General features: G+C 50.8%; 12 protein-coding genes. 9 read left to right on the top strand and 3 right to left on the bottom strand.

Going from position 1 to position 19,450, the window contains the following annotated elements:
- Nucleotides 1-55: 55 nt before the first annotated feature.
- On the bottom strand, nt 56-3,772 hold the full coding sequence (locus tag FTU69_RS07295; RefSeq protein ID WP_180103647.1) for a UvrD-helicase domain-containing protein: 3,717 nt from the start codon (nt 3,770-3,772) through the stop codon (nt 56-58).
- Nucleotides 3,773-3,775: 3 nt separating this feature from the next.
- Nucleotides 3,776-7,462, bottom strand: a complete 3,687-nt coding sequence (locus tag FTU69_RS07290; RefSeq protein WP_180103646.1) for an exodeoxyribonuclease V subunit gamma — start codon at nt 7,460-7,462, stop codon at nt 3,776-3,778.
- A 181-nt stretch (nt 7,463-7,643) separates the two neighbouring features.
- Between FTU69_RS07290 and FTU69_RS07285 the strand changes: the two genes are divergently transcribed.
- Nucleotides 7,644-8,150 (top strand): hypothetical protein, encoded by a 507-nt coding sequence (locus FTU69_RS07285; protein ID WP_005181834.1) that lies wholly within the window; start codon nt 7,644-7,646, stop codon nt 8,148-8,150.
- A 74-nt stretch (nt 8,151-8,224) separates the two neighbouring features.
- Here the strand turns inward: FTU69_RS07285 and FTU69_RS07280 are convergent, their stop codons facing one another.
- Nucleotides 8,225-9,649, bottom strand: coding sequence for a phosphate--AMP phosphotransferase (locus FTU69_RS07280; RefSeq protein WP_180103645.1), 1,425 nt, complete (start codon nt 9,647-9,649; stop codon nt 8,225-8,227).
- A gap of 207 nt (nt 9,650-9,856) precedes the next feature.
- On the opposite strand from FTU69_RS07280, the gene FTU69_RS07275 reads away from it, so the two are divergent.
- From FTU69_RS07275 to FTU69_RS07240, 8 genes are all read left to right on the top strand, one after another.
- Nucleotides 9,857-10,561 (top strand): hypothetical protein, encoded by a 705-nt coding sequence (locus tag FTU69_RS07275; protein ID WP_180103644.1) that lies wholly within the window; start codon nt 9,857-9,859, stop codon nt 10,559-10,561.
- Between the two features lie 207 nt (nt 10,562-10,768).
- Nucleotides 10,769-11,710 (top strand): bifunctional demethylmenaquinone methyltransferase/2-methoxy-6-polyprenyl-1,4-benzoquinol methylase UbiE, encoded by a 942-nt coding sequence (ubiE, locus tag FTU69_RS07270; protein WP_005181822.1) that lies wholly within the window; start codon nt 10,769-10,771, stop codon nt 11,708-11,710.
- 19 nt (nt 11,711-11,729) lie between these two features.
- Nucleotides 11,730-12,401, top strand: coding sequence for an SCP2 domain-containing protein (locus FTU69_RS07265; RefSeq protein ID WP_180103643.1), 672 nt, complete (start codon nt 11,730-11,732; stop codon nt 12,399-12,401).
- 12 nt (nt 12,402-12,413) lie between these two features.
- Entirely contained in the window at nt 12,414-14,033 is a 1,620-nt protein-coding gene (locus FTU69_RS07260; protein ID WP_104494772.1) for an AarF/ABC1/UbiB kinase family protein, read from the top strand.
- A gap of 195 nt (nt 14,034-14,228) precedes the next feature.
- Nucleotides 14,229-15,305, top strand: a complete 1,077-nt coding sequence (locus FTU69_RS07255) for a patatin-like phospholipase family protein (RefSeq protein ID WP_005181814.1) — start codon at nt 14,229-14,231, stop codon at nt 15,303-15,305.
- Between the two features lie 150 nt (nt 15,306-15,455).
- Nucleotides 15,456-16,241, top strand: a complete 786-nt coding sequence (gene hisIE / locus FTU69_RS07250; RefSeq protein WP_005181811.1) for a bifunctional phosphoribosyl-AMP cyclohydrolase/phosphoribosyl-ATP diphosphatase HisIE — start codon at nt 15,456-15,458, stop codon at nt 16,239-16,241.
- Nucleotides 16,242-16,252: 11 nt separating this feature from the next.
- Nucleotides 16,253-17,755 carry a UvrD-helicase domain-containing protein gene (locus tag FTU69_RS07245; RefSeq protein ID WP_005181808.1) on the top strand — a complete coding sequence of 501 codons (1,503 nt, stop codon included), beginning with the start codon at nt 16,253-16,255 and terminating at the stop codon, nt 17,753-17,755.
- Nucleotides 17,756-17,771: 16 nt separating this feature from the next.
- Nucleotides 17,772-19,142: an AAA family ATPase gene (locus FTU69_RS07240; RefSeq protein ID WP_180088282.1), complete on the top strand. Its 1,371-nt coding sequence runs from the start codon at nt 17,772-17,774 to the stop codon at nt 19,140-19,142.
- The last annotated feature ends 308 nt before the right edge of the window (nt 19,143-19,450 follow it).

Raw genomic sequence — 19,450 nt, 5'->3', positions numbered from 1 at the left:
TCCTCAAAGTTATCCACATGCTAAATCATTCTTTCTTTAAATGTTATTAAATGATTTAGGCAATTTTCCCCAGTTGATCGACAGTTGGATTCCCCAACAGTGCATCCAGTCGCAAAATAAACTCGACCGGCGGTTTCCAATGGTACACGCCCTGCCCGGCCTGACCATTCATGCCGCGCAAATACAAATAGCTGGCCCCACCTAAATGTTGATAAATATCGTAATTTTCCAGATGGACTTTCAGGTAGCGATGCAGGGCCACCAGATACAGACCGGCCTGCAGCCAGTAACTGGACTGTGACATGCTGGCCTGCACCGAGGCCGCCTGATAATGCGACTGATCGGCGCCTAAAAAGTTACTTTTATAATCGGCAATATGGTAACGGTGGCCATCAAAATACACCAGGTCAATCGAACCGGTTAAATAGCGCGCCGAATTGGCATCATGAAAATCCAGCATCTGAATGCCATATTCATCAAACAGCTGATGAATCCGCTTGATCGCCAAGACCTGATCGGACAAGGACAGATAAAACGGAAATTCTGCCAGATGCTGCTCGGGCGCCAGCTGTTTTAACTGAAAGCCCGGATGCAGCGGTGTACTCAGCACATCCAGCAGCCAAGCCGACAGCCAGCTCAGCAAGATGTCCTCCGTATGTTCCGGATATTCCTGACTAAACTTGTCCTGCAGCTCCTGCCACAAAGAAGGATAATCATTTTTAAAACGGCGCTGGATTTCCAGCGGCCAGTCCTGCTGATCCTGAAAATCAATGTGTTCAAAAATCTCATGCAGGAAATTACCGGCCAGCGTACCCATCGGGAACTGGCGTTTAATCCAGGCAATCGGCTGATTCAGGATGTCGACATCAGCCACCGCTACTGGCTGATGCAGTTCATCAGAGGCACTGCTGTGCTGCTCAATATGAGCCGCCAGCGCATCAATCGCCTGTTTACGGCTTAAATGCTGAGCCAGAGCACTGAAACTGGTTTTACTGCGCGGATAGAAACGCTGCTGCGGGAAAGTCTTTGCCGTTAATGGTAGCGTCTGCTCATGCTGCTGCAGCTTCAGCTTTGGCGGCTTTTCAGTCAGCAATGCTTCATCGCCACAATGCGGATGCTGGAAAACGTCACTGCCCTGACCGCGCCAGAAAGCCAGACCGGAACAGGATTTGCCGCTCTGATCCTGCAAAATGGCATAGACCCGATGGCTGGCCCGGGTCAGCGCCACATACCACAGACGGCGTTGCTCAGCTTCGGCCCGAAGCTGATGCTGCTGTTGATCCTCTGCACTGAGCAAGGCTGCTGCATTTACCGCAATCAGACGCTGCTGCTCGGTTTGACCGGTCAGCGGATTGACCGCCTGAATGGTCGAGAAATTCAGGGTTTTGTTGACCTCGCGAAAGTCCTTATCAGCCCCCAGCAAAAACACCACTTTAAATTCCAGCCCTTTGGACTGGTGGATGGTCATCAGCTGTACCCCGGCGGCATTGGACAGTTTTCGCTCCAGTTCCCACTCGCGTTCACTTGGCGCCTGCAACTGTTTTAAATACCACTGATACAGGGTTTGTGCACCCTGATAATGTTCGCTGTGCTGGCTAAGCAGTTCGCTTAAATGGCGCAGATTGACCACCACCCGTTCATTGTCACGGCTGTGATGGGCGACCAGATTCTCCCAGACCTGAAACAGGTTCAGGGCATATTGCCAGGCACTTAAAAAGCCTTTTTCAAACCAGATGCTGCGGATGCAGTCAAAATCATCCATAAACTGGCTCAGGCCGGCCGGATGAGCCTCCAGTTCCAGTAAGCGCTGTAAATTAAAATTCAGCAGGCGGCTTAACAAGGCCCGTTTGACTTTGGCTTCATCATAAGGATGCATAATTGCGGTCAGCACCGCCCCCACATCTTTGGCGATCTGGCTGTCAAACACACTGCGTTTGGATGGACGGTTCACCCGAATCCCGAGCCGCTCCAGCTCGTACTGCACCTTGTCCAGCCCGTCATGGTTTTTGGACAGCACCGCAATATCATCTTCAATTAGCGGGCTGCGCTCCTGACCATTGTGCAGATAGATCTGCTGCTGCGCCGCCTGATTTAAAAGCTCCCGAATTTTCCAGGCCACCTGCAATGCTTCATTATTTTTGTCTTCTAGCATTAACCAGCGCAAGGGCTGCCGGTTCTCCCCTTGCCCGTCAATTAAGGCCGGATGGGGACGAGGTCCGGCTTCTACCAGGCTATATTGCACCTCTTCACCAAAATCTATTTGGCGCTGGAACAAGGCGTCCACCACTTCCACCAGAGCCGGAATAGAACGATGATTGTATTTCAGGCTATACAGGCGCCCCTGTTTGGCCTGCACATCGGCCCGGGCCTTGTTATAGGTCAGCATATCACCGCCGCGGAAACCGTAAATGGCCTGTTTTGGATCACCGACCATAATCATGCAGCCCTGCTGATAATAGCGGGCATGACGCCAGATACTGGCCAGCATACTGTCCTGATCCTGGTTGGTATCCTGAAATTCATCGACCAGAATCAGCGGATATTTACTGTGCACAAACTGGGCAAAACGCAGTCCCTGCTCGCCCTGCAAGGCTTCCGACAGGCTGCGGATCTGCTGGGCAAAGGTGGTTTCACCTTTTTGCTGCAACACCTGCGGCAGGCGTTTTTTTACTTCACGGCTTAAATAGTATTTGAGATAGGCATCCAGCAGCTCTAAATCCAGTTGCAGTTGCTGCAACTGCTGGCAGAAGGCTTTCAGCCGTTGAATCACCGCATGCTGTTCAAACTGCGTCAGCACCTCGTCCGGACATTTGTTCAGCACTTTTTTGGTGGATAAATCGGTACACAGCTTTAAGGTTTTTTCAAAATGTGGTGCAAACAAGGCATAGCCACGTTGCTGGGACAACGCCTTTAGTAATGCCGGCAAAGCCTCGCATAAGGTGTGTTGCATCAGCTGATTGGTGCGCCACTTTTTCCCAACCAATGCAGCGTACTGGCCCTGCTCCAGATAATAGTCGCTTAGGCTGTCGACATCAGCCAGATCCAGCTGCAACAACTCATCAATGGCTGCTTCAAACTGGTTTAAATCCAGTTCGGGCGCCGGTACTTCACGAAACTGGGCCGAGGCAAAATTCAGGGTATTTTCAACAATACCCACATAGGCGTCGACATGCTTGAGTTTCTTTTGCAACAGCAGATAATTCACCACCTGCTGTGGCTGGGCCTGCAGCCATTGCCGCAGCACATCATGAATCAGCTGATGCACATAACTTTTGGCATCATCAGTAATATCGGCGCGTTCAATCTTGCCACATTCAAAACTGAATTCTCGCAACAACTTCTGGCTAAAACTGTCTAAGGTACCCACAAACAGTTCATCCAGCTGGTCAATCACCAGCTTGAGCCGGTCACGGGCAAAGTCCGGTTTGGCAGCATAATCCGCCAGCACTTTTTGCAATAGCGGATCGGACTCAGTCTGGGCCTTGGCTTGCAGTTCGGCTTCAGTATAGGACTGGCACTGTTCAAAATAACGTAGGGTTTCAACCAGACGTGCACGAATCCGGCTTTTCAGCTCGGCCGCGGCGGCACGGGTAAAGGTGGTCGCCACCACCTGATGGGGTAAATAGGCTTCCAGAAAAATCCGCACAATCAGGCTGGATAAGGTATAGGTCTTGCCGGTGCCAGCCGAAGCTTCAATCCAGTGCAGCCCCTTGAAATGCATGTCGGTAATGGGCTGGAAAGATAGTGGCGAAGAATGTGGAGTAGCGGCCATCATTTACTCCTCAAGCGTCTGCTGGTGCCAGAAAATCGGCTGGTATAAATCATAGGAAAACTGTTCACAGGCATGTACCAATAATAAACTGGCATCCTGCTCCTGCAAAATAAACTGCCAGTCACGATGATGCTTACAGGCTTCATTGTCGGCCACTGAAAAGGCACTGAACTGGCCTGAATCATTCCAGTCCTTATACAGCCCCTCCAGATCTTTCAGCTGCATACGCTGTTCGGCATCGGGTTCCCATTCATGCTGCTTGCCTTTTTCCGCCACTTTCAGCAGCAAGGCTGATGGCAGTACCAAGGGCTGGCGCTGGCCATAGTCCCAAGCCTTAAACCAGTGTTCCAGCCACTGTCTGGCCTGATTGGAACTGACCCCTTCACAGCAGACGGTATCATCGCTAAATACCACAATCCGCTGATGCTGCTGGCCGCCATCACCCAGATTCAGATAGGCCAGCCAGAGCAGATATTCCAGCCAGAGTGCGGTACGGCGTTTGGCACGCGCACTGGACGCTTCCAGACTAACCCAGCGCTCGGCGCCCTGTTTTGGCAGGGTCAGGCGGATGTGCAAGTCAGGACGCACTTTCCAGACCTGTCGGGTGATAGTCGTTTCACTCGGTGCATAGTGCTGCAAGCGGGCCTGTAGCTGCTGCTGTTCGACCAGACTCATGGTCCAGCTGCCTTCACGAATTTTGCCAATCGGCAGGCGGTCTTGTAACAGTGCCGGATCGGGCGTATCGTGCTGCTGTTTCAGAAAATCGCGGATGGTATAGCGACCCAAACCATCCAGCAATAACGGCTCGGCCTGATCGCTGCGCTGTTCCGGACGTAGGTTTTCCACCCCGACACTTTTTAAATACAGCCGCGCCGGGAAAATCATGTCCTGAATCCATTGCTGGCTGTCCAGCACCTGCAAATCCTGAGTCAATAAAGGATAAGGCTGATTGGCCCAGTGACTGCGCTGCCCACCCGGCTGACGGATCTGCTGTGCCACTGCATACCACTGGTCCTGAAAGCGGATGATCTCGCTGGATTCAAACCCGAGCGGATCAAACGGCTGTAAACGGTGCACACAGTACAGCTGACGTAACTGCTCCGGCACCTCAATCCCGTCAATATTCACGGTCTGGTTCAGTGCGGACTCGGGCTGCGGCGCGGCAACAATCAGCGCCAGATGCTGAATCAGCTCCTGTAAGATACTGGATGGATCACGCACCTGCCCGTCATTGACATCAAAGCCGTTATAAAACAGCCAGACCTTGTCCTGCGCCAATAGCAGTGCATCCAAAAATGCACCCTGATCATCTTCCAGACGTGAGCGGTCACCCAGTTGCGGTTTCAGCAACTGCATTAAATCGAATGGCAGCTGCACATTACGATTCGGGAATTTGCCACTATCCAGATTCAGCATCACCACCAGTTTATACGGCAGTGGACGCAGCTGGCCCAGCTGGCAAAAGGTAATCTGGCCGCTTGGTTCGGCCTGTTCCAGTTGTGCTGCCAGCTGTGCTTCAATTTCTTCCAATATATACGGCAAAGGCAGACTTAAGGCCGCCAGCGCATGCCGGTCCTGCTCATCATAATAGCTGGCCAAAGTCAGCATACGGTATTGCTTTTTAATGATCTTATAAACCGTTTCCAGCGCGGTGACACCGGCTGCACTAAACTCGTCAATGTCTTGCATTAAGCGTTTTAGCCACTGTTCGGCCCGCGTGTTCTCGCCGCGTTCATGCGCAATCATCCAGTGCCGGCGCTCGGCCAGGTCCTGATAAATCTGGATCAGTTTGGCAATCAGTTCAAAATCGGCTGGCATCACTTCGGCAAAACATAGGGTGTCCTGAAACAGGGTATGTTCCGGAATGGCCAGCCCCAGCGCCAGACGATCCAGCGCAAATTTAAAACTGAAGCGATAATCCTGATCATCGGCGCTCAGGCTGCGCTGCAAATGCTCGGCATCAAAACCGCGTTTAAAACCGGCGGCACTAAGCAGCTCCAGCAAACGCTCCAGCTGGGTAATGTCCAGCTCATAACGCTGCAAACTGGCCGCTAGCCCGAGCCAGTCAGCAAATTCATCCAGACTAAAGCGGCCCTGTAACAGACGAATCCGGCCGGCCACGGCGCGCCAGGCATTGCTGACATCCAGCTGGCTGACCCCGGCAATCTGAATTGGCAAATACACGCTGTGCTGGGCCAACCGGCTACTGTCATGTAAGGGACTGCCCAGATCACGCGCACTCGGTGGCGGCGCAAAGACACTGCGGATTAAAGGCTCAATCTCTTTTAAATTTGGACTTAAAACCAGAATATCGCTTGGCCGGCGTGGCTGCTCTTTTGTGCCTTGCGACAGCCAGTGCAGCAGCTGGTCTTTTAACACTTCCAGCTGACGCAGACTGGAATGGCAGACATGAATCTGGATGGAATCATCATGCTGCTCTAAAGCATATTGATGCGCGGCCGGTTCATTTAAATACAGGATATCGGCCTGCAGCTTGCCCAATAAGCTGGGCTGATAGTCATCAATAAACAGATCGGCCCACACGCCTTCTTCACCGGAAGATAAGGCAGAGAGTAAGGAGAAATGATCGCGTGCCTGCTTGCCCAGACGGGTCAGCAAGGGATGACGCGACTCGCGGTTCTGGGCATTAAAATGCAGGGTAAACTGTTCGAAAAACTGGGCAATCTCGGCATCATTGGCCTGTGGATGCTGCGCCAGAAAACGCTGTTTCACCCGCGCATCATAACGTGCCTTCCAGTTCGGATCGACGCTGTCGGCCCAGTACTCCTGTGAAGGGTTATAATGCAGGATAAAAATTTCAATGTACTGACCTAAACGGCGCAGGAACTGTAACTGCTGCGGCGGCAAGTCCAGCAAGGTAAATACCACCAGCTGTTTCGGTAATTTGCGTAGCGCCTTGCCCGGCTGCTCCGGACTGCCCAGCGCCTGCCAGAACAGCTGGTCAATCTGCTGCATCTGCTCAAAATCTTCATGAAAAACTGCCTGCCACAGCCAGCGCTGCCACGCCTCCAGTTCTTCTGCCTGCTGCAGCATAAAGCCCGACACTTCGCTGTCGGTTTTAAAGAACATCTGCTCCAGATCAAGGGCCTGATCACGGCCCCATTGCATCAGCCAGTTGGTCGGACAGCGGCACTGCTCGCCACAGCCTTTCTGGCAATGCCCACGATAAGTCATATAGTGGCTAAACAGTTTGGATACCTGTTCGGCCACCCAATACAACATGCTCTGTTTTTTCAGCTGGCGTTCCAGCGGCTGTTCCAGCCGGTCGGCACTGGCATAAATCCGCTGGATAATCGGAAACAGCGCATGGCTGGTTGCTAGCGGATTCTGTTCCGGCTGAATAAATTCTTTTAGCGCCTGAAATACGCGCCATTTAATGATAATTCGTGGAATATTGGCTTGACGGACCAAGTCTTTCTGATCGTGCAGCACCCATTGATAGGCACTCCACTGGAAACCGCGAATCCGGTGATGAAACTCGGTATTGGCACAGATGCTTTGATGTTCGGCCAGACGCTGGGTTAACCAGGCTTCCACCGCAGGGGACGGCACAATAAAGTGCTGGGTTTTTAATACCTCCAGCGGATGCGCTGCAGGTTTACGGACTGTCTTCAGCATCGCCTCGACCAGTACATCGACACGCTGACTTTGAATGACATGAATCCCCATAACGCTCTACCCTGTTAAACTTTTGCCATGATATCTACAAAACCATAAAGATTCATTACTATACTTTTGCAGTTGCCTATGTCACTTTTAGCTCATGGTTCGATTCAAAAATGCTTTGAAATACGTACCTTAATAGTGCTTCAATAAAAAAATCGATACACCGCTTAAGGTATTTAATATTATGAAAATAGACAAGATTCCCAACTCGATTGACCCCAATTTAAATTTAGAGCAAGTTCGTGCTGACTGCCTGGAGCTGGTCAAAAAACGGGCCTACGTGTCCGCAGGCGCAGCGGTCATTCCGGTTCCATTTTTAGATGTCGTGATTGACGTCGGTATTTTGTCACAACTGATTCCTGAAATTAATGCCCGTTTTGGTCTGTCGCCGGAACAGGTCAGTGTCTATGACCCCGAAACCAAGCAGATTCACTGGCAGGAACTGCGTAAACGCGGCATTGAATTTTCCGGTTTGGTGGTGGCACGTACCGCCGTCAAAAAATCATTGAACAATGTTGCCGCGAAAGTGATCACGAAGCAAGTCACCAAATTTATTCCTTTAGGCGGACAGCTGGTGGCGGCCAGCCTGGGCTATTTTGTCATGAAGAAAGTCGCCGAAGCGCATGTGGAAGAAAGCTATAAGATTGCCAAAGGCATCCAGCAGAAACAGACCCAGGTGGTCAATGGCTAAGCCTTTTTCCTCAATCTGATGCCGGTCCAGTGACCGGCATTTTTATGGCGGATTCATGTATGGTTGCTGCCGGTTTAATCGGCTTTCAGCTGTTTCAAGATGGTTTTCAGCACTTCAATCCGGGCACTGTTTTTGTCATTGGTGGCAATAATATGCCACGGTGCATCCTCGCTGCTGGTATGGGCAAACATATCGGCGGCGGCATTTAAATAATCATCCCAGCGGTTCCGGTTCCGCCAGTCTTCCTCGGTAATTTTAAAGCGTTTATGCGCAGTCTGCTCACGCGCTTTAAAACGCTGTTCCTGCTCATCTTTGCTAATCGCCAGCCAGAACTTGATAATCACGGTCTGATGTTCGGTTAAATCCTGTTCAAAGCGGTTAATTTCCGCATACGCGCGTTGCCATTCCAGGTCACTGGCAAAACCTTCAATCCGTTCCACCAGTACCCGACCATACCAGGAACGGTCAAAAATACAGATTTTTTCTTCTGGTTGCAGCTTGGTCCAAAAACGCCATAAATAAGGCCGGCGTAATTCATATTTTTCCGGTGCGCCAATGGTATAAATTTCGTATTCACGCGGATCCAGCTTTTTCACAATCCGTTTAATTGCGCCGCCTTTGCCGGCTGCATCCATCCCTTCAAACACAATCACCACGTTGCGGTCATCAAAACGCAAGGCATCGGCCACTTTGCGGCTGAGTTTTTTGAGTTCGGCTTTATAGTCGCCCTCATCCAGCGCGGCATTGTCCGGATTGAGTAAAGCCTCAGGAACGGGTGCCTGCTGCCAGCTCTGCTCAACAGTTTTCGGATGCTCCGGGCAATCTTTAAAAGCCTGTAATACATGCTGGGCAAACTGCTGGTCACGCAGCTGCTCATCTTCACCATCAATAATAATCCAGTCATCGGTAAAGCGCTGGCGCAGCTTTTGCAAGGTGTCGTACTGTTTTTTGTTACGCCAGTCGAGGCCATTCATCTTATGCCAGCGCACTTCGCTCGGGTCCATCTCGTTCAGGCGTTTTTGCAGGGTTTTCCAGGACAGGTCAAACCAGATCTTGACCACATCGACCTGGTTGTTTTTTAAATCCTGTTCAAAGGCCCGAAAACGCTGCACATACTCATCAAACAGGCTGTCATCAAAGGGCTTCGAGACATGGGTGGCACTGCTGAGCAGATCGCTATACCAGTTGCCAAACAGAATCATGATCTGCCCTTCGGCCGGAATAAAACGGGCATAGGGCTGCCAGAAACTGGTTTTGAAATCAAACAGGTGTGCGGCATCGGCCTTCACATGCAAATAACGCGGATCGACCCATTCACGCAGCTGTTTCACTGCCTCGCCTTTGCCAGCCAGCTCAATGCCGCTGACCAGAATCACCAGACTTTTGGCATTGCTCTGACCGCGGCTGTCTTTTAGGGCATATTGTGCTTCAATCAGCTCGACAGACAGCTGATCTTCATCCATTAACTGAAATTCTGTTTGCGGGTTCTGCTCGGTCATAGGCACACACTCTTGTTTTATTGTTCCGTTCAGTATAACCAGCCTGCTGGCCGGGCGGCTGATGATTTTGTATAGCGCGTCTGTCTGATTTTGTCTATTTCTAGTGCAAACTGACCCGATGATCCTGAATCTGTCACCAATTTGTCATGGCCTGTGCATGTAACTGGCTTTAGAATGCCGCTTAAGTCAAAACAATTGAGACGCTCCATGTCCAAACTTACGGTTTTAGATGACCTTTTAGAACTTTATAATCAATTTGAATATCATCGCCAGCCGGAAATTTTCACACGTTTGCAGGAAGTGCAGCTGTGGCAGAAACAGCGCATGCAACGTACCCATGCCCCGCATTTTGCCGAAAAAAATAATGTACTGATGGCCGAATATTTTCTGAACCGTTTATACGGCGGCCCCGATTTTGATGCGCTGGCCGCACAGATTGCACGCCTGACCAAATACGCACATAAAGCAGAAAAACTGATTCCGGAAAATGCCATTAAAACCGGCACCTCCGGGGTGGCCCTGGCCATTTTAGCGGTGCAGCTGGATGAACAGGTTGCCATTCAGCTGTTAAAGGATTATCCGGCGCAGACGCCATTGACCGACGAGATGATGCGCCTGACCTATTTAAAGCTCGATCAGGGCAGCGCGCGTTTAAAACAGCTGGACATGCTGGATGAACTGGGCAAAAGCCTGGACAAATACATGCGCTCCTTTATGGTTTATACCGCCTTTAAAATGTGTAAAGGCGCCGCGCATAAATATAATTTCGATATCATGTACGAGTTTATGCAAGATGGTTTTGTGGCCATGAAACCGCTGAAATCTGCAGAAAAATTTGTCCGCGAATTTACCGCAGTTGAACGCCAGATTATTGACAAAGTGCATCGGGGAGATCCGCAGCCCTTTCAATAAAGCCACATAATTTTTTGCATGTGATGGCCAAAATTTGGTACAAAAACAGCAGTAAAACGAATATGCATTCACGTTCATCAGGATAACAATTCAATTTTCTGTATTTTATTCCTGACAATTGCAGGCCGATGACTGTACAACGCCTAAGAATCTGTCATCATGCTTGCACTGCCACATCAACCCGATTTTCATGTTAGGAGTGACACTATGTCTAATGAAGAGCAAAAGCCTACCCATCCAGAAACGGCAACCAACACAGACAAAGTGAGCCCATTCTTAACCTCGCCATTACCGGAAGGTGCACCACAAGGTCAGCAGCAGTCTCTAGAACAGCGCCTAACCGATACTCCGGTAACGGGCAGCATTCCAAAATACAACCTGCCACGTGGCGCCAATACCGGTAATGTCGGCGCGACCACGCACTTTGGCTACCAGACCGTAAACAGCGAAGAAAAAGCCCAGAAAGTGGCGGAAGTGTTCCATTCGGTGGCCAGCAAATACGACATCATGAATGACCTGATGTCTTTTGGTATTCACCGTTTATGGAAACGCTTTGCGATTAACATGTCGGGTGTGCGTCGTGGCCAGCACGTACTGGATATTGCGGGCGGTACCGGCGACCTGGCCAAAGTTTTTAGCCGTGAAGTTGGTCCAAGCGGCCATGTGGTCCTTTCAGATATTAATGAATCGATGCTGAATGTCGGTCGTGACCGTCTGATTGATGCCGGCTGTACCAATGTCGATTTCGTCCTGGCCAATGCTGAAACACTTGAACCTTTTGCTGACAACAGCTTTGACCTGGTGACCATTTCTTTCGGTTTACGTAATGTGACCGATAAAGATGCTGCACTGCAAGCCATGTACCGCGTGCTTAAGCCAGGCGGCCGTTTACTGATCTTGGAATTCTCAAAACCGGTATTTGAACCGTTCTCGAAACTGTACGACCTGTACTCGTTCACTGCACTGCCAATCATGGGCAAACTGGTGGCGAATGATTCTGAAAGCTATAAATATCTGGCGGAATCAATCCGTATGCACCCAGACCAGCGCACCCTGAAAGGCATGATGGAAAATGCCGGCTTCCAGAACTGTGACTACCACAACCTGACCGGTGGTATTGTGGCGGTGCACCGCGGTTTTAAACTCTAATTCCGAAAAGGACACTGCTATGTGGTCGATTCTGGCCTTAGGTGCCGTTGAACGATGCATCCATCATGTCATTAATCTGGATGCGATTACCCGCATCCAGCTGAAGCAGCTACAGGGCAAAACCCTGCGCGTGGTGATGGATGCGCCGCAACTGTCGGTAGATGTATTTTTTGATGAAAACAAGGTGCGTCTGGAGCCGACCGTTACCGGACAGGCAACCCAACCGTCTATTTTCGAGCAGCGCCCGTTTGAGCGCGAACAGCAGCTCAGTGAAGCCACCGCCACCTTGCAGGTCAAGAATGTGGTGGAACTGCTGAAACTGCTGCTGGCCGATGATGTCGGCACCATTCCGGTACAAGGCGACTATAAGCTGCTACAGGACATCCAGCGTATTATCGAGCAGGCCGAACCCGATCTGGCCGCGCATCTGTCGCCATGGGTTGGCCCGACACTGGCACATGAGCTGGGTAAAATCCAGCTGGCGCCCAAGCAGCTGAAAAAAACCTTGCAAAGTCAGCTGTTTTTCGCCGAAGATGCCCTGAAAGAAGATTCCGGCCTGTTTGCACCGCGCTGGCAAATGGATGATCTGCAACAGGATACCCGCATCCTGAACCAGAATATCGACCGCGTAGAGGCCAAGATTCAACAGCTCCGCAAGCAGCTTGAAGACACTCCAGATTCACACGACTAGGTAAAGAGATTTATGATTCCGCACGTTTCACGTTTAATCGAACTTTGGCGTATTGCTGCGCACTATAGACTCGACACGTTGTTCCCTGCGGAAGAATTACCAGAAAAAGCCCGCCATATTCTGAGTCTGATCCGGATGCATCCGGCGGCCTGGTCCAGTAAGGAACGGAAAAATCCGCTCAAGCTGAAACAGGCCCTGGAAGATATGGGACCGCTGGCGATTAAACTCGGTCAGCTGTTATCGACCCGTCGTGACCTGATTCCACCTGAAGTATTACAGCAGCTGGTCTTGCTGCAGGACCGGGTCAAACCCTTTGGTTCCGATGTCGCGCAAATGCGGATTCAGGAATCCTTAAAGGCCGATGTCAACACCCTGTTCGCGCGTTTTGATGAACAGCCGCTGGCAGCTGCTTCAATTGCCCAGGTGCATACCGCTGCCCTGCACGATGGCCGCGAAGTGGTGGTCAAAGTCACCCGTCCTAATATCCGCCAGCAGATTCTGCAGGATTTTGAAATTCTGCAATGGCTGGGCCATTTTCTGGAAAAACGTCTTGAAGCGGCACGCGCGCTGCATTTATCCGAAATTATTCAGGACTATCGCCAGATTATCCTGAAAGAACTCGATCTGACCTTAGAAGCGGATAACACCCGCCGTATGCGCCATTACTTCACCGGCTCCAGCATGATGTATGTGCCGGAAGTGTATATGGACAGCAAAGATGTGATGGTGGCCGAGCGGATTACCGGGGTACCAATTTCCGATGTGGCCACCTTTGACCGCTTGGGTATGGACCGCGCCGATCTGGCGCAAAAAGGCCTGACCATCTTCTTTACCCAGGTGTTCCGCGACAACTTCTTCCATGCCGACATGCACCCGGGCAATGTGTTTGTAGAAACTATCAATCCGCAAAACCCACGCTTTATTGCACTGGACTGCGCGATTATGGGTGAGCTGTCCAAGCACGACCAGATGACCGTGGCGCGCATGTTACTGGCGGTCATGAACAGCGACTTTATGCAGCTGATCCAGATTGTGCATCAGGCTGGCTGGATTCCACCGGGCACCGATCAGGATGCTTTGGCACGTGAAATGCGCCGCACGGTAGGACCGATGGTCTCCAAACCCATGCATGAGCTGGACTTTGCCGGTATTCTGATTGAAGTGATGGATATTGCCCGCCGTTTCCATCTGGAAATTCCTCCACAGTTGATGCTGCTGCTCAAAACGCTGGTGCATGTTGAAGGGCTGGGCACCGATCTGTATCCGGAACTGGACATCTGGAGTCTGGCCAAACCAATCCTCACCGATTGGGTCAAGGCACAAATGAATCCGCAGAAAAACCTGAAAGAGCTGGGACAAAAAATTCCGGACCTACTGTTGGGTGCGCAGGATTTACCGACCCTGATGATCGACAGCTTAAACGGCCTGAAAAACCAGTCGGCCTGGCATGCCAAACAGCTGAATGAACTGCAAAGCATGCGTCTGCAAATGGAACATCAGCAAAAACGCAGCTGGATCTTTGGCAGCGTAATGGCGATTCTGCTGTCGATTGCGATTATTTCACCGTGGTTTGTCTCAGTCATTCTGATTGTGCTGGCCAGTATTCTGGCAGTCTGGCGCGTGGCCAAATAAGGCGAAATGGGCAAAGTTTCCTGAATCCTTATATTCCTCCATTATTTAAACCGGTCACATGACCGGTTTTTTTATGGCCTGCAATTGCAGATAACATACCGGATGACTGAGCAGTCAGAGAGTGAACATTCCTGCCCTTGTGAGCCTTGGTCACTGGCCTAAAATACAGACAACTGTTTATTTTTCTGCCTGACCATGATCCAGATTCTGCAAAAACGTCCACCTGCCCTCACCCTTCGTGCCGGTCATCTGGCCCGGCAGCTGATTGCCGAGCAGGGCCTACAACCCGATCAGGTCGATATGATTCCGGGTGCTGCCGGTGGTCCAAAAGGTATTGGTATTCAGGGACTGGATCAGGCCATTTTTGGCGAGTTTTTGCCGCAGTCAGCGCAGCGCCGCACCCTGATTGGTTCTTCAATTGGCAGCTGGCGTTTTGCCAGCATTCTGGCCTGGGGCGCCAAAGCAGGTACCGAACGGCTGGCAGACTTATATACCAATCTGAGCTTTCATAAAAAAATGTCACGGCAGGACGTCAGTCATGTCTGCCGCGATATGCTGTTGAATCTGGTCGATGGCAAGGCACAGCAGCTGGTCGATCATCCGGATTATCATCTGACCGTGCTCTCGGTAAAAGCGCAGCACATTTTCCAGAGTGACCGTGCACTGGCCCTACTGGCCTCGGTGGCTGGTATTGTCAGCGGCAATGCACTGGCGCGCAAACACAACCGCCTGTTTATGCAGCGCGTGATCAGCCAGCCGGCACAAGGCAACCAGTTTCAGGTGCAGGATGATTTCTTTACCCATTATCATGCGCTAACGCCGGACAATGTCACCAGCTGGCTGATGGCTTCGGCCTCAATTCCGGGCGTGATGTCCGCAATTCGGGATATTCCGGAAGCGCCGGGCAGCTACCGCGATGGCGGCCTGATTGACTATCATATTGACCTGCCGTTTCAGAGTCAGGGACTGGTGCTGTATCCGCATTTTACCGATAGCATTACCCCAGGCTGGTTCGACAAAATGCTGAAACACCGCAAAGCCAATCCGGACAATCATGCACGAACCCTGCTGATTTCACCATCAGCCGAATATTTACAGTCTTTACCCTTGGGCCGCCTACCCGACCGTAAAGACTTTAATTTAAAAGGCATGGATCAGGCACAGCGTATTCAGCTCTGGAAACAATGTATTGCGGAAAGTCAGCGCCTGGGCGATGAATTTTTAGAACTGGTTGAAAAGCAGTGTTTACCAGAGGTGTTACAGCCGCTTTAAATGGGGAGATGAATGAGCAGGATGGTGGTAACATCCTGAGCAAAAATAGGCAAAGATTTTTTCCTGCAAGCCGGTCAGATACCGTACACTATAGCGTTTGCGCACTGGCGTAAATCTCGTTTTTCTGAACAAATTTTTGGTGACATACTCATGAATAACTTGCAATGGCTCGATGAAGTAAAATTTAACGAACAGGGATTAGTGCCAGCCATTGCACAGCATCATCAAACCGGTCGGGTGTTGATGGTGGCCTGGATGAACCGCGAAGCGCTGGCCTTAACCGCAGAAAAAAATCAGGCGGTGTATTTTTCCCGTTCACGCAACAAACTCTGGCACAAAGGTGAAGAATCCGGTCACTTCCAGACGGTGCATGAAATCCGTCTGGACTGCGATGCTGATGTGATTATCCTGCAAATTGAACAGCATGGCGGCATTGCCTGCCATACCGGCCGTGAATCCTGCTTCTATCGCAAACTGACTCCGAATGGCTGGGAAATTGTTGATGCGCAGCTAAAAGACCCGAATGCGATTTATGGCGAGAAGTCCAGCAATCCGCACACCTTGGCCATGAATGCCTCCACTGCGCAATCTGAACAGGTCGAAATTCTGAGCTATTTAGGCAAAATGATGGCTGAACGTAAAGCCGCCGATCCGGATTCTTCGTATGTGGCCAAGCTGTATCACAAAGGCCTGAACAAGATTCTGGAAAAAGTTGGTGAAGAAAGCGTAGAAACTATTCTGGCAGCCAAGGAATATCAGGCTGCAGCTTATGAAGACAATAAAAATGACCTGATCTATGAAGTGGCTGACTTATGGTTCCACAGCCTGGTCATGCTCGGCTATTTCAATCTGGACCCGCAACTGATTCTGAATGAACTGGCACGCCGTCAGGGCTTATCCGGTCTGGTGGAAAAAGCCAACCGTACTCAGGCTTAAGCTGTCGCCCTGTGTCTGAGCTGAAGAAACCGACCGCCACCTATGAGCAGGCCACTGCCATTGATAACGCACGTCTGGGCAAATCCTTCAAGGTGATTGCCTATGCCGGCACAGGGAAAACCACCACCTTGCAGATGATCAGTGAAGCCATGCCGGAGCGGCGTGGCATGTATCTGGCCTTTAACAAATCCATTGCCGCAGAAGCGCAACACAAGTTTCATCGCAATGTCGATTGTCGCACCTTTCACTCGCTGGCCTTTCGTAGTGTTCCACGTGGAGTCACCGACAAACTGCGCCTGCCGCGCCTGAGTCCGAGTTTTATTGCCAAGGAATATCGTCTCGAACCGATTACCCTGCGCCGGATGATGGGTGGCCGCTATGAAAAATATGTGCTGATGCCTTCACGGCTGGCCAGTCTGGTGGCCAATGCCGTTGGCTATTTCTGCTCGACCAGCTCGCAATATCCGGCACCACGGCATATTCAGGCACCGAACTGGCTACATCCTGATGATGCCGAGCTGCTGCAAAAACATTTGTATCCGGCAGTGGAACGGCGCTGGCTGGAATCAATTGATCCGAACCATCAGGCCGGAATCGGTCATGATATTTACCTGAAACTGTGGGCACTGTCGGAACCGAATATTCCGGCCGATTATGTGCTGTTTGATGAAGCGCAAGATGCCGACCCGCTAATGCTGGGGATTCTGCTCAAACAGCGTAACACCCAGGTGATTTATGTTGGCGATGCCCATCAGCAGATTTATGCCTGGCGCGGTGCCATCAACGCCATGCAGCAACTGCCTTTGCCGGAGTCGCGTTTAACCACCTCATTCCGTTTTGGTCCGGACATCGCCATGACCGCCAATGCCATTCTCGGCGGTTTAAATGAAACTGTGCCGCTGCTCGGCAACCCGGATTTACATTCCAAAGTGGTGAACAAGCCGCATACCAAACAGCGTGATGCGATTTTATGCCGCACCAATGCCCGGGCGATGGAATTGCTGCTGGCCGGTCTGGTACATGGTGACAAGGTCAGCCTGCAGGCCGATCATGTCAAACTGAACCGCTTTGTCGATGCCGCCAGTATGCTGAAACAGGGCCGCCGCGTCACCGATGTGCCGGAACTGGCCTGGTTTAACTCCTGGCACGATGTACATGAATATTGCGAAACCAATGAAGGCAGCGACATTAAGCCGCTGGTAAAACTGGTGGATGATCATGGTACCGATCCGCTGAAAAAGGCGCTGGCCAAAATCACCCCGATTGGGCAGGCCGACTATATTATTTCAACCGCACACAAAGCCAAAGGGCTGGAATGGGACCGCGTGCATCTGGAAGATGACTATCAGTTCAAGGTCAATGAACGCGATCATAAAATTAGTGATGAAGAGTTACGATTACTGTACGTGGCCTGCACACGTGCTAAAGTAAGCTTAAATATCCATCATATTTACGATCTGGTGCAACAGCTGAAACAGCAGATGCCGGTGTCCTTGCGTAAGGCGGTGGGTTAAAGCATGCAGGTGACCCATGAAAATTCAGTCTGTCCAGTTCAAGCACATCACCCACTTTACCGACCTTCAGCTGCAACTGCATCCGCAGCAACAGCCTGTGGCCTTAATTCTGGGCAATCAGAGTTCCGGTAAAACCTCGCTACTGCGCTTCACCTATCAGGCACTGACCTGGTTTGCTGCCCGTTATAAAGATTTACGCACCTCGGGACTGGTCATGCTTGATCAGGACATTATGCACACCCGGCTGCAGTCCAAAATTGATCTGTGCGTGTGTTTTCCCAAAGACATTGGCAGCCTGCCGGAAAGCAGCGATGCCCAGCAGCAGGACCGTCAGTGCTGCGACTGGCAGCTGTACAAAACCCTGAACAGCAACGGCGTCGGGGTCAGCAAGACCGAAACCCAGAAACTGGAAAAAATGGTCAGCCTGTACCAGCAGGCGGTAAAACAGGACCCGCTACAAGGCTTGCCATTAATTGCCTATTACCCGGCCGAACGTTTTGTCAATGAAGTCAATCTGCTAAGTAAAAACAATCCGCTGATTTTTCAGGCCGCACATGCCTATGAAATTTCGGCCATCCCCTTCACCACCTTTACACGCTTCTTTGAGTGGTTCCGGGAAATTTCCGATATTGAAAATGCCCAGAGCGCCCAACTGATTGAACAGTTATTACATCCGCAGCATCCCGACGCAGAACCTCCACGGCGTGACAAACTGATGCAGGCACATGCCCAGATGCACGCGCCAAGCCTGCAGGCCCTGCGCGATGCACTACAAATTGTGCTGCCGGAACTGAGCCAGATTTATCTGCAATATCATCCGAAACTGCAATTGATGGTCACCTATCAGGGCAAAACCCAGCTCTATCAGCAGCTGTCCAACAGTATCCGCAACTGGATTGCACTGGTCGGCGATATTGTGCGGCGTTTATGTCTGCTGAATCCTTATAGTCTGTATCCAACTCTAGAAGGCGACGGCATTCTGCTGATTGATCAGGTCGATCATCAGCTCGATCAGGATATGGCCTCGGTAATTCTGGCGCGTTTGCATCAGGCTTTTCCGGCACTGCAGATTATTGCCACCGGTAACCGCACGGCACTCTTGGAAAATGCCGAAGACTATCAATGTTTAAGGCTGGATCAGCAGCAATTACATCCAATTCATCTGCAACCGGTGCAGGAACAGCTCGACGCCATTTATGCCCAGTTTATGCAGACTGAAGCCAGCAGCAGCGATGAAAGCCTGAGTGAAGAAGCGGTACAGGAGCCGGCCAGCGTGGAGGACCTCTATCAGCAGATTCAGCAGCATTTAAATGCCGAACAGCAGGAAGCCCTGCTGAAACGGCTGCAAAATGATGATGACACCTCGACCCCGCATCCGTTGCCTTAGATACGGCTTTGAATATGGGGGAATATGGGGGAATATCGGAAAATCAGCCGAAAAAATCCGGTCTGATCTAACAATTTCATCCTGAAAAAAGTTCGGCGGCGTATAATGTCTGCCGTGTGCGCAAAAACAAATTGATGTTGTTTTATTCATGTAATAAAATCAATCAGATTTATATTTTTATAGTAAAATCCGATTTGCTATAAGTTTCTCAAGTTGCGCAACACAACTTGTTTATTTAGACATAATTCTATTTTTCGGCTTTCAAGATTGAGTATTTTGGACTGCTCCTTGCATTCCTGTAATCCTTG

Origin of the sequence: Acinetobacter sp. YH12134 (assembly GCF_013418555.1) — a bacterium.
In the GTDB taxonomy this organism is placed as follows: domain Bacteria; phylum Pseudomonadota; class Gammaproteobacteria; order Pseudomonadales; family Moraxellaceae; genus Acinetobacter; species Acinetobacter indicus.
The sequence above is the reverse complement of the archived record's forward strand: the minus strand, read 5'-3'. Positions and strand labels throughout refer to the sequence as shown.